This window comes from Pseudomonas psychrophila HA-4 (genome assembly GCF_000282975.1).
GTDB classification, from domain to species: domain Bacteria; phylum Pseudomonadota; class Gammaproteobacteria; order Pseudomonadales; family Pseudomonadaceae; genus Aquipseudomonas; species Aquipseudomonas psychrophila_A.
The window spans coordinates 105,038-116,926 of the sequence record NZ_ALJC01000107.1; the positions used below are offsets into that span (position 1 = coordinate 105,038).

The 11,889-nt window shown below is 57.2% G+C and carries 9 protein-coding genes; 7 read left to right on the top strand and 2 right to left on the bottom strand.

Annotated features, from left to right (window positions below):
- The first annotated feature begins 58 nt into the window (after positions 1-58).
- From dinG to B347_RS0117765, 7 genes are all read left to right on the top strand, one after another.
- Positions 59-2,203: an ATP-dependent DNA helicase DinG gene (dinG, locus tag B347_RS0117735; protein ID WP_019411037.1), complete on the top strand. Its 2,145-nt coding sequence runs from the start codon at positions 59-61 to the stop codon at positions 2,201-2,203.
- A 96-nt stretch (positions 2,204-2,299) separates the two neighbouring features.
- Positions 2,300-4,651 (top strand): beta-galactosidase, encoded by a 2,352-nt coding sequence (locus tag B347_RS0117740; protein ID WP_019411038.1) that lies wholly within the window; start codon positions 2,300-2,302, stop codon positions 4,649-4,651.
- A 113-nt stretch (positions 4,652-4,764) separates the two neighbouring features.
- Positions 4,765-5,910: an EstA family serine hydrolase gene (locus tag B347_RS0117745; RefSeq protein ID WP_019411039.1), complete on the top strand. Its 1,146-nt coding sequence runs from the start codon at positions 4,765-4,767 to the stop codon at positions 5,908-5,910.
- A gap of 281 nt (positions 5,911-6,191) precedes the next feature.
- Positions 6,192-7,337, top strand: coding sequence for an EstA family serine hydrolase (locus B347_RS0117750; RefSeq protein WP_019411040.1), 1,146 nt, complete (start codon positions 6,192-6,194; stop codon positions 7,335-7,337).
- A gap of 107 nt (positions 7,338-7,444) precedes the next feature.
- Positions 7,445-8,599, top strand: coding sequence for an OmpA family protein (locus B347_RS0117755; protein WP_019411041.1), 1,155 nt, complete (start codon positions 7,445-7,447; stop codon positions 8,597-8,599).
- A 23-nt stretch (positions 8,600-8,622) separates the two neighbouring features.
- Positions 8,623-9,270, top strand: a complete 648-nt coding sequence (gene pdxH, locus B347_RS0117760) for a pyridoxamine 5'-phosphate oxidase (protein WP_019411042.1) — start codon at positions 8,623-8,625, stop codon at positions 9,268-9,270.
- A gap of 195 nt (positions 9,271-9,465) precedes the next feature.
- Positions 9,466-9,930, top strand: coding sequence for a glycine zipper 2TM domain-containing protein (locus B347_RS0117765; RefSeq protein WP_019411043.1), 465 nt, complete (start codon positions 9,466-9,468; stop codon positions 9,928-9,930).
- Between the two features lie 99 nt (positions 9,931-10,029).
- On the opposite strand, the gene B347_RS0117770 is transcribed toward B347_RS0117765, so the two are convergent.
- Both B347_RS0117770 and nhaA read right to left on the bottom strand, forming a co-directional pair.
- Entirely contained in the window at positions 10,030-10,629 is a 600-nt protein-coding gene (locus tag B347_RS0117770) for a hypothetical protein (protein WP_019411044.1), read from the bottom strand.
- 52 nt (positions 10,630-10,681) lie between these two features.
- Complete coding sequence (nhaA, locus tag B347_RS0117775; protein ID WP_019411045.1) at positions 10,682-11,863, bottom strand: Na+/H+ antiporter NhaA; 1,182 nt, start codon at positions 11,861-11,863, stop codon at positions 10,682-10,684.
- Positions 11,864-11,889: the final 26 nt, after the last annotated feature.

Consider the following 11,889-nt stretch of genomic DNA (forward strand, 5'->3'; position numbering starts at 1 on the left):
GATAGCGGCCATTCGAACCACTGAAAATTTATCCAGCGTTTCTCGCGCCCGAAGAACCATGATTAGTACCGAACTCAAATCCCAGATCCAGGGCGCATACTCGCGTTTTCTCGAAGCCAAGAGCCTTAAACCGCGCTATGGCCAGCGTTTGATGATCGCTGAAGTGGCCAAAGTGCTGGGTGATATCGACACCGACGAAGAAAACCACCGCAGTGGCGACCCGGCCGTGGTCGCCGTTGAGGCGGGCACCGGCACCGGTAAAACCGTGGCTTACAGCCTGGCGGCTATTCCGACGGCCAAGGCTGCTGGCAAGCGTCTGGTGATCGCCACAGCGACCGTCGCGTTGCAAGAGCAAATTGTCTACAAAGACCTCCCGGACTTGATGCGTAACAGCGGGCTGAATTTCAGCTTTGCATTGGCCAAGGGCCGTGGGCGATACATGTGCCTCTCCAAACTCGACATGCTGCTGCAAGAGGGGCACGCGCAAACCGCGACGGCGCAGTTGTTTGAAGAGGAAGGCTTCAGGATTGAAGTCGATGAAGCCAGCCAAAAGCTGTTCACCAGCATGATCGAAAAACTGGCGGGCAATAAGTGGGACGGTGATCGCGACAGTTGGCCCCAAGCTCTCGAAGACCAAGACTGGGCGCGCCTGACCACCGACCATAGCCAGTGCACCAACCGTCATTGCCCCAACTTCGGCCAGTGCGCCTTTTACAAGGCCCGCGAAGGGATGGGCAAGGTCGACGTCATCGTTACCAACCACGACATGGTATTGGCCGACCTGGCACTGGGTGGCGGCGCCGTGCTGCCGGACCCGCGTGACACGTTGTATGTGTTCGACGAAGGGCACCACCTGCCAGACAAGGCCATCGGCCACTTTGCCCACTACACACGGTTGCGTTCGACCGCTGACTGGCTGGAGCAAACAGGCAAAAACCTGACCAAATTGCTCGCTCAGCACCCGCTGCCGGGCGATTTGGGACGCTTGCTTGAGCAAGTGCCTGAGCTGACCAAAGAGATCAAAGCTCAGCAACAGTTCATGTTCAGTGCCTGCGAGCAAGTTGCGGATTTCAAAGTCGGTGAAGAACCGGAAGGGCGTGAGCGCCCGCGCCATCGCTTTGTCGGCGGCTTAATTCCTGATCACCTGCGTGAAATGGGCATTGAGTTGAAAAAAGGCTTTTCGCGCCTGACCGACGTGTTCACCCGCTTGACCGATCTGCTCAAGGACGGCATGGAGGGGGAGGTCAACATCGGTATCACCAGCCAGCAGGCCGAGGAGTGGTACCCGCTGTTCGGCAGTTTGCTGTCCCGCGCCCAAGGTAACTGGGAGCTGTGGACGGCCTTCACCACCGAAGACCCGGAAGACAACCCGCCCATGGCGCGCTGGCTGACCTTGGCTGAAAGTGGCTCACTGTTTGATATCGAAGTGAATGCCAGCCCGATTCTTGCGGCTGAAATGCTCCGGCGTAACCTCTGGAACGTGGCGTATGGCGCGCTGGTGACATCGGCCACGCTGACGGCATTGGGCACCTTTGACCGTTTTCGTATGCGTGCCGGTTTGCCTAAAACGGCTGTTACAGCGGTAGTGCCGAGCCCGTTTCATCACGCCGACGCTGGCGTGCTGCGGGTTCCGGACCTCAAGGCTGATCCGCGTGATGCAATGGCACACACTGCCGCAATCATTCGTGAGCTGCCGGGGCTTGTTGAAGGTTCGCGGGGCACGCTGGTGCTGTTTTCATCGCGTAAACAAATGCAGGACGTGTTCGACGGCCTGGAGCGCGACTGGCGCAAGCAAGTGTTTATCCAGGGCAACCTGTCCAAGCAGGAAACCCTCAATAAACACAAGGCCCGGGTTGATGGCGGGGATTCGAGCGTGTTGTTTGGTCTGGCCAGTTTTGCCGAAGGTGTGGACTTGCCCGGCGCTTACTGCGAGCACGTGGTGATTGCCAAGATCCCGTTTTCGGTGCCCGATGATCCAGTTGAAGCCGCCTTGGCTGAATGGATTGAGGCCCGTGGCGGCAATCCCTTTATGGAAATCACGGTGCCTGACGCTTCGCTCAAACTGGTGCAGGCTTGCGGGCGCTTGCTGCGCACTGAACAAGACCGCGGCACCATCACCTTGCTCGATCGCAGGCTGGTCACGCAGCGCTATGGCAAAGCTATCCTGAATGCTTTGCCGCCGTTCCGTCGCGAAATTTCATAAGTGCAAGTCGGCGTTTTCGCCGACTTTACTGTCTTTGTTGAGACATTCATCACCTCACAGGCCCATTTTCTGGCCGTCAGGAAGAGTTATATCCCTATGATTCGCCGTTCGTTGTCTGCCTTTTTCGCGTTGCTGGTCACGACCCCGTTGCTGGCGGCGCCTGCTGGCCAGCAAACCCTGTTCAACTTCGTTCGCCCGGCCGATGTGGTGAGCGTGGCGACCGTTGATGCCAGCTTGCCGCAGTACAACGCGGAGCAGACGGCGGAGGGCGAGGTTTTGCGCCGCGTGACCTTCAACCCGGCAACCGCGCCAAGTGTGCGTTTAACGCCGCAAACCGGGGTGTGGGACTGGTCACAGTCCGGGATGATGACCCTGCGCATTCAAAACGCGATGAGTTGGGCGCTTACCCTCGATGTGACGGTTCAAAGCAGTAACGGTCATACCCTGACCAGCCGCATCGACCTGCCTGCAGGGCCGGCGCAAACGTTGTTGTTGCCGCTGCAAGCCAATTCGCCGCGCAGCCAAGGCATGCGTGCGGGCCCGCCGATGCCAATGACGGTCGATGGGCAGCGCATTTTACTGGCCAGCAGCGAGGGCCAGATTGATCGCAGCCAAGTGGTGTCGGTGACCTTGTCGATTCCGCAACCTAAAGCTGCACAAAGTATTCTGTTGGAGCGCTTTGGGGTTCAGGACGGTGATGACGTGATCAAGACCGTGTACAGCTCGATTGTTGACGGTTACGGCCAGTCGACCCGGGCCAAGTGGCCAGAACGGGTTGCCAATGACGAACAGCTCAAAGCGGCTGCGGCCAAAGAGCAGCAGCAACTCAAGGGCTGGCTGGCCGCGCGTACCGGCCTTGACTCATATGGAGGTCTGCTCAAGGGGCCAGCTTTTGAGGCCACTGGTTTTTTCCGCACCGAAAAGCGCAATGGTCGCTGGAACCTGGTGACCCCCGAAGGGCATCCGTTTTACTCACTGGGCCTGAACGCCGTGACAGCCAGCGACAGCCAGACCTACGTGGCCGGGCGTGAGTGGATGTTTGCGGATCTGCCTAAAGATGGCACCCCTTTGGCTGCTTTTTATGGCGCCTCGAACCATCGCAACAACAATGGCTCATCGCAGGGCCGGGCCTTTAATGGCGGGCGCTGGTACAACTTTTACACGGCCAATGTGCAGCGGATTAACGCACAACCGTGCGCCGCCGGTAAAACCGAGCTCGGTGCCGATCCTGTCACTGCGTGTGGCCCCCAAGCTTTTGATGCCAAACGCTGGCAGACCCATGCCCTGGATCGCTTGCAAGCGTGGGGTTTCAACACCGTTGGCAACTGGAGCGACCCGCAGTTGGGCCTCAATGATCGGGTGCCTTACACCTTGCCGTTGTCGATTGTGGGCGACTACAACAGCATCAGCACCGGCTCCGACTGGTGGGGCGGGATGCCTGACCCATTTGACCCGCGCTTTGCCATGGCCGCCGAGCGTGCTGTGGCGATCGCGGCTCGCGACCACCGGGATGACCCATGGTTGATCGGCTATTTTGCCGACAACGAACTGGCGTGGGCAGGCGCGGGTGATGAACCTAAGGCGCGGTATGCGCTGGCTTTAGGCACGTTGCGTATGACCACGGATGCTCCGGCCAAACGTGCGTTTCTCAAACAGTTGCGCGACAAGTACCGCAATGAGCAAGGCCTGTCCAATGCGTGGGGCATCGATATTCCGGCATGGGAATTAATGGAAGACCCGGGTTTCGAGGGGCCGTTACCTAACGCGGAGCACCCGGAAATCGAAGCGGATTACACATATTTCCAAAAAGTCTTTGCGGACACCTACTTCAAAACTCTGTCCGATTCGCTGAAATGGCATGCGCCTAACCACTTGCTGTTGGGCGGGCGCTTTGCTGTCAGCACCCCAGAAGCGGTAGCCGCGTGTGCACAGTACTGCGATGTGCTGAGCTTTAACTTTTACACCCTGCAACCACAAGATGGTTATGACTTCGCCACGCTGCGCGAGCTGAATAAACCGGTGATGATTACCGAATTCAACTTTGGCTCTCGCGACCGCGGCCCGTTCTGGGGTGGCGTGACCGACGTGGCCAACGAAGAAGCGCGTGGGCCGGCCTATGCCAAGTTTGTCAAACAGGCCGTGGCCGAGCCGTCAATTGTCGGGGTTCACTGGTTTCAGTACCTGGATCAACCGGTGACTGGCCGTTTGCTCGACGGTGAAAACGGCCACTTCGGCATGATTGGCATCACCGACCTGCCGTTTACCGGCTTTGTCGACAGCGTGCGTAAAACCAACGTGCAAGCGCTTGAGCAACTCAGCCAAGAAGCGTCCAAAGCCCAAGTTGATGCGGACGAAGCGCTGAAAGCCCCTCGTCAAACCCCGCAAGATGGCAACGATGGAGGCTCTGCCTCGGGGCATGCAGGTGGGCACTCTGGCAAAGGTCACTAATTGCGTACCACCTGATCAGCGGCGAGACACTTCGTCGCTCTGAGGGTTTATCGAGCTTTCATTTATCCATCTTGAAACTAAAGTCTTCATTCCGACTGAATGGAGCCTTCGACATGGAAGCGAAAGGGAAGTGTGCAAGTGAGTTTGAAGCCGTTCAGCAAGCGTTTGAAGCGATCTTTGATGATCCGCAAGAACGTGGAGCCGGGTTGTGCGTGCAAGTGGATGGCAAGACCGTGGTCGACCTTTGGGCGGGCGTGGCTGATTTAGAGGGGCAAAAACCCTGGAATCGAGACACGCTGGTCAACACGTACTGCACGATTAAACCGTTTACCGCTGTTGCCGCTTTGATGCTGGTCGAAGAGGGCAAACTTGAGCTGGATGTGCCGATTGCCCGGTACTGGCCCGAGTTTGAACAGGGTGGAAAAGGGCAGGTGACCCTGCGCCAAGTCATGTCCCACACCTCCGGGGTTCCGGCGCTGCGCCTGCCCAGTCGTACTCCTAATATGTATGACTGGGATGAAATGGTTGAAATCATGGCTGCCGAGCCGTTGTGGTGGCAGCCAGGGACCGACCTGGGATACGGCGCCACTACTTATGGCTGGATTATTGGCGAGTTGATTCGTCGAGCGGATGGCCGCGAACCCTGCACCTTTATCCGAGAGCGAATCTCGCAACCCAATGGGTTGGAGGTGTACATGGGCGTGGATGAGCAGGACTTTCACCGGATCGCGCATTTTGATCGGGCTGAAGGGCGAGAGGGTGACGCCTTTGCCGTCGGTTTGCGGCATGTGATCGTCAACAAGCCCGAGCATGTCGCAACGCTGGCATTTACCAACCCGTCCGTAGGCCCCAGGCAAACGTCTGATCCGCGCTGGTGGGCCTACCAGCAGCCGGGAGTCAACGGCCATGGCACCGCCCATGGTCTGGCGGGTTTCTACAGCGCATTACTGGGTGGACGATTGATCGGGCCAGAACTGTTGAGCGAATTCACCCGAGAGAACAGCAACAGCATGGACCGCACTTTGTTGCGCCCGATGCGCTATGGACTGGGCTGCATGTTGGAACAAGCGGCTGATCAGGCCGCCTCCAGTTGCATGGGGCCTAATACCTTTGGGCACGTCGGGTTGGGCGGTCCGGTCAGCTTTGCGGACCCGGAGCGTAATGTGAGCTTTGGTTTTGTGACCACCACCATGGGCAGCCACGTGTTGATGGATCCGCGAGCGCAAAAACTCGCCACATTGACCTACGCGGCGCTTTAACAATCCTTACAGGGTGCGATCTTTTGATCCTTAAAAGATCGCAGTCTGCGGAGTCTGATAAGTTGCGGTTTTTTGATTTAAAGCGCTTCCTTAACTCCTGCTGGCTGATCCTTCATCTGAAAGACTTTTTCACAAAAAAATCATCTAGACGTTGATACCCTTCTCTGAGGCTCGTAAATGCACAAAAATTGTGCGTTTGAACGCGTTGTTCTGTTTCAAAAACTTACCGGGACTGGAACAATACACGCCTTGTAGAGCCATGCTTGATCTGGGAGGTCGGGGTGCAGATTCAGGGTTTTCATGACCTTCAGTTCGAAGCCGTTCGTGAAGCGTTTGCTGATCTATTCAATGATCCGCAAGAACGTGGTGCGGCACTGTGCATCCAGATAGGTGGCGAAACGGTGCTTGACCTGTGGGCCGGTACGGCTGACAAAGACGGCGAGCAACCTTGGCACACGGACACAATTGCCAACCTGTTTTCATGCACCAAGACCTTCACCGCGGTGACGGCGTTGCAGTTGGTGGAAGAGGGCAAACTTGCGCTGGATGTGCCCGTCGCACGTTATTGGCCAGAGTTCGCCCAAGCCAGTAAAGAAGCCATCACCCTGCGCCAGTTGTTGAGTCATCGGGCGGGTTTGCCAGCATTGCGTGAAGCAATGCCGCCTAACGCGCTTTATGAATGGCAAACCATGGTTGATGCGCTGGCGGCAGAAGCCCCATGGTGGACGCCAGGCGAAGGTCATGGTTATGCCGCGATTACGTATGGCTGGTTGGTGGGCGAGTTGATTCGTCGCGCTGACGGGCGTAGCCCGGGCCAATCCATCATGGCGCGTACGGCCAAGCCATTGGGGCTGGACTTTTATGTCGGGCTGCCTGATGAAGAGTTTTATCGAGTGGCGCATATCGCCCGCAGCAAAGGCAACATGGGTGATGCAGCGGCTCAGCGGCTCTTGAAAGCGATGATGAATGAACCTACGTCTATGAGCACGCGGGCCTTTGCCAATCCTCCGTCTGTCATGACCAGCACTAATAAGCCGGAGTGGCGTCGAATGGAGCAGCCGGCAGCCAATGGTCATGGCAATGCCCGCAGCCTTGCCGGTTTCTACAGCGGTTTGCTGGATGGCCGTTTGTTGGAGGCCGAGATGCTCGAGCAACTGACCCGAGAGCATAGTGTGGGCGAGGATAAAACCTTGCGCACCCAGACTCGTCTGGGGCTGGGCTGCATGCTGGACCAGCCGGATGTACCGAATGCCACCTTTGGTCTTGGGCCGAAAGCTTTTGGCCATCCAGGGGCCGGTGGTTCAATTGGTTTTGCCGATCCGGAGCGAGAAGTTGCTTTCGGATTTGTGACCCATACACTGGGGCCTTATGTATTGATGGACCCACGTGCGCAAAAGTTGGTGAAAGTATTGGCGCAGTGTTTATAACGGGCAATTGTAGGCCGTAGGTCGGAACACTCTGGCTTTTATGTGTTCAATACGTTTTTTATATGGGCAATTGCCTCTTTATTCTTAATTCATTATGTGGATATTCAATGTCATCTAATAAGACCCTCGCTCTGGCTCTTTGCCTGGCTATTACTGGTTGCGCACAAACTCCACAGAATGACGCCGAGAGTGGCCACAAATGGTGGCAATTTGGGTCGTCTGATGCGGCCCCGACTTCTGCGGACAAGAACGCCAGCGCCTCGGCCAAGCCAGCGGACACTAAAGTAACCCCTCCTGTCGCTAAAGCTGCCCCGACTCCGGCGCCAGCCCCTGCTGCGGCCCCGGTTGCTGCTGCCACTCAAACCAAAGACAGCGGTTCTAGCTGGTGGCCTTTTGGTTCTGACTCCTCTAAGAAGGACGCTCCGGCTGAAAAACAACCGGTTGTTGCCAAGGTGGCTACTGCACCTGCTGGCGGTGCGAGCACTTCAAAAAACTGGTGGTGGCCATTTGGCGGTGATGACAAAAGCACCAAGGTGGCACCTGTTGGCGTGATCCCGATGCCGGATCCGAAAATCACTCAGGCTTGGCTTGACGAATACGAGCCGCGTCTGCGCGTTGCGATCAAAGACAGTAACTTGCAACTGGAACGCCGCGAGAATTTGCTGGTGATCGTGGCCCTGGCTGATAGCTCATTCAAAGCCACTCGCCCTGATTTGCTGATGCCTTCCATGCTTGGCCCGTTCACTCGCGTTGCAAAAGTGGTCGAAGGTGATCCTAAAACGGCCGTGCTGGTGCTTGGCCATGCTGACTCCTCGGGCGCCATGGCGACCAACACGCGCTTGAGCCTAGACCGCGCCAAGTCGGTTGCTGCGATCTTCCGCATGAGCGGTTTGCAAGGCAACCGTCTGACTCTGCGCGGTATGGGTTCAGTGATGCCGCGTGCGGCTAACGACAGTAACGAAGGCCGTGCATTGAACCGCCGTGTTGAAATCATGATGACCCCGCAAGTGACCATGCTGGCGCTGGTCAGCAAGTACAGCCAGCCTGCGCTGACGCCAGAAGAACTGGTAGCGGTACAACCGGCTGTTGCGCCATCGGCTATCGCCAAGAAGGGCGCTACACCGGTTGCCAAAAAGACAACAGTCGCCAAAAAAGCCGCACCGGCTAAAAAAGCAGTGAAGCCTGCACCCGCCAAAAAATCGGAAGTGGCTAAAGCCGCTACTGATAAAAAGGTTGCTGCCAACGATCAAACCAAGAACTGATTGGTTCCGGGAAGGACTGCCCCATGACTCAAGCGCTGGCTAACATGCGCCGCGATTACACCCGTGACGGGTTGGCTGAGGCTCTAGCCCCGGCCGAGCCTTTCGCGCTGTTTCATCAGTGGTTCAATGACGCGGTCAAGACTGAGCAGCCTCCGGTTGAGGCCAATGCCATGACCTTGGCCACGGTAGATGCCGAAGGGCGACCGCATTGCCGGGTACTGTTGCTCAAAGGACTGGACGAACAGGGTTTTACCTTCTTCACCAACTACACCAGCGCTAAAGGTCAGCAGTTGGCAGAGCGTCCTTTTGCCGCCATGACCTTCTTCTGGCCAACGCTTGAGCGTCAGGTGCGGATTGAAGGTGAGGTGGTCAAGGTGACGGCGCAAGAGTCCGATGCCTACTATCAGGTACGCCCGCTCGGCAGCCGGATCGGGGCTTGGGCTTCCCCGCAAAGTCAGGTCATTGCCGATCGCGATGCGCTGGCGGCGTTGCTTGCTGCCACCGAGGCGCGTTTCAGTGACAGCCAGCCACATTGCCCTGAGCACTGGGGGGGTTATCGGTTATTGCCGCAACGTATCGAGTTTTGGCAGGGGCGCCCGAGTCGCTTGCATGACCGCCTCAACTATCGACGTGAAGGCATTGACTGGATCCGCGAGCGGTTGGCGCCATAACACCGCAATAAACAACGGCAGCGTGTAAGGCAAAACGGCTTTTTACGCGCTACCCTTGTTCACAGTTTTCAAGCGCCTGTCCGGCACAGCGTGTCTGTACCCGCGCTGAATAAAGGCTACTTTTATCTGCGCTGTGCGGTGACAGGCACCCGGTTGCAGAGTTTAATGAATCCCTGATCTTTTGGAGTTGATCCTATGCGTAAGACCGTACTGTTAGTTGCAGCTTTTTCGACCATGACAGTTTTGCTGGGCGGTTGCGCTTCGAACTTGAGCGGCGACACTTACTCGCGTGATGAAGCGCGACGCGTACAAACGGTCCGTATGGGCACCATCGAGTCCCTGCGTCCGGTACAAATTGAAGGCACCAAGACTCCAATCGGCGCCGCTGCGGGTGCTGTGGTGGGTGGCGTGGGTGGTAGCGCCATCGGTGGCGGCCGTGGCAGCATCGTGACCGCTGTGATCGGCGCCGTGGCGGGCGGTCTGCTGGGTTCGGCAGCTGAGTCAGGCCTGACCAAGACCCAAGGCGTAGAAATTACGGTACGTGAAGATGACGGCAGCACCCGTGCCTATGTGCAGCAGGTTCAAGAGAACGAAATCTTCCGCGTTGGCCAGCGTGTTCGCATCATGACCGTTGATGGCACCAGCCGCGTCAGTGGCTAATTCAACGCGTGTGCGTTAAAACAAAACCCCGATCAGTGCGAGCTGATCGGGGTTTTTTATGCGATTCAGGAAGGCATGGTAGCGGTGGGTTGAACTGCCTTACGACGACCGCTTGAAGGCATGTTCGGCCCCCGAGAGCGTTGTCGCTATCTTATCTAGCAGCCCTTCTGCTGTCAGTTTTGGAACGTAACTGCCCACCAATACCACCACTAAACCCATTGCCAGCAGTGGACGTGGGATTTTGCCCATATCGTCCTTTTTGATCGCCAGCAGGAACACGCAGGCGGCACCCGTGCCGATCAGTGCGCCAGCGATGGCTTCAGGCAGTGGATGGATGGTGTGGGCGACATAGGCGATGCTGAACCACCACGTAGCCAGCAACCCGAGGCCGAAAACTGGCCAGCGCAAGCGAGTGTCTAACTGTTGGCACAGCAGGCTTAGCATGACGGTGAACACCAAGCAGGCATTCATCGCATGGCCGCTGAACACATCAATACCTAGGTGATCGAGGCCAATCCCCCAGCCCTTGAACAGCACTTTGCTCACGGCCACGATGAAATAGGCAGAAAACAATACGCCGAGCCATAACAGGGCGATTTTCTTCGAAGCGCCAGCCCACAGCCAGACGGCAACCACCAACGCCGCGGGGAACATGACGGAAATACTCGCGTACTGCACTATTTGATACTTGGCGTCCATGTTTCACTCGTTTAGCGGTTGAATCGCAATAGGGGCAACATTAAAGCGTCGGTCAGGCGTCAGCTTGTTTGCGACTGAAGAAGGCGGTGACGGTGTAGCCAATCAAGGCAGCCAGAATTGAGCCCGTCAGGATACCCATGCGGTCCATGCCCACGTAGTCGCTGCTGCCCGGCACAAACGCCAGTGAGCCAACGAACAGGCTCATGGTGAAGCCGATACCGCACAAAATTGCCACGCCAAACAACTGGCCCCAGTTTGCGCCGGTCGGTAATGCCGCAAGGCCGGTTTTGATGGCGAACCAGGTGAGGCCAAACACACCCACGGTTTTACCGATCAGCAAGCCAGCGGCAATCCCCAACGGTACGTGGTGTACAAAGCTGTGCACATTGACGCCCGTGAACGATAGGCCTGCATTGGCAAAGGCAAACAGCGGCAGAATGGCGTAAGCCACCCAAGGGTGCAGAGCGTGCTCAATGGTCATTAACGGTGAAGGCTCGGAGTTTTTGGTCCGCAGTGGTATGCAGAACGCCAACGTCACACCTGCCAGCGTGGCGTGGACGCCGCTTTTGAGCACGCAGACCCATAGAATAAGGCCGATGATCATATAAGGCGCGACCTTGATCACGCCCATGCGGTTCATCAGGATGAGCACCACCAAACACGCCGCGGCCAGTAGCAATGAGACACCGGACAATTCGCTGGAGTAGAACACCGCAATTACGATGATGGCGCCCAGATCGTCGATGATTGCCAGTGTCATCAGAAACAGTTTGAGCGAGACAGGTACCCGCTTGCCCAGCAAGGCTAGTACGCCGAGGGCGAAAGCGATGTCGGTGGCCATGGGGATCGCCCAGCCGTCGAGGGCGTCCGGGAAGTCCCGGTTGAGGTACCAGTAGATAAGCGCCGGAACCACCATTCCGCCCACCGCCGCCGCACCGGGCAGTACTACCTGTGAGGGCTTGGATAAATGGCCTTCGAGCACTTCGCGTTTGACCTCAAGGCCAATCAGCAGAAAGAACAAGGCCATCAGGCCATCGTTGATCCACAGGAGCGAAGGTTTGGCAATTTGAAGAGCACCAATCTGCACGGCTACAGGTACATCCAGAAAGGCCGTGTAGTAGTGCGAAAGCGGGGAGTTGTTGATGATCAACGCCAGAGCCGCAGCCGCAATCAGCAGCAGACCGCTGGCAGCTTCCATCTGAAAAAAACGAGTGAAAGTGCTACGCAGAGGCAAGGTGGCTCTCCATCGAGTAGTTAGAA

What these genes read in the sequence shown, in the direction of transcription:
- B347_RS0117755 (WP_019411041.1), top strand. Translation starts at nt 7,445, where the DNA reads ATGTCATCTAATAAGACCCTCGCTCTGGCTCTTTGCCTGGCTATTACT.
- B347_RS0117745 (WP_019411039.1), top strand. Translation starts at nt 4,765, where the DNA reads ATGGAAGCGAAAGGGAAGTGTGCAAGTGAGTTTGAAGCCGTTCAGCAA.
- B347_RS0117770 (WP_019411044.1), bottom strand. Translation starts at nt 10,629, where the DNA reads ATGGACGCCAAGTATCAAATAGTGCAGTACGCGAGTATTTCCGTCATG.
- pdxH (WP_019411042.1), top strand. Translation starts at nt 8,623, where the DNA reads ATGACTCAAGCGCTGGCTAACATGCGCCGCGATTACACCCGTGACGGG.
- B347_RS0117740 (WP_019411038.1), top strand. Translation starts at nt 2,300, where the DNA reads ATGATTCGCCGTTCGTTGTCTGCCTTTTTCGCGTTGCTGGTCACGACC.
- dinG (WP_019411037.1), top strand. Translation starts at nt 59, where the DNA reads ATGATTAGTACCGAACTCAAATCCCAGATCCAGGGCGCATACTCGCGT.
- B347_RS0117765 (WP_019411043.1), top strand. Translation starts at nt 9,466, where the DNA reads ATGCGTAAGACCGTACTGTTAGTTGCAGCTTTTTCGACCATGACAGTT.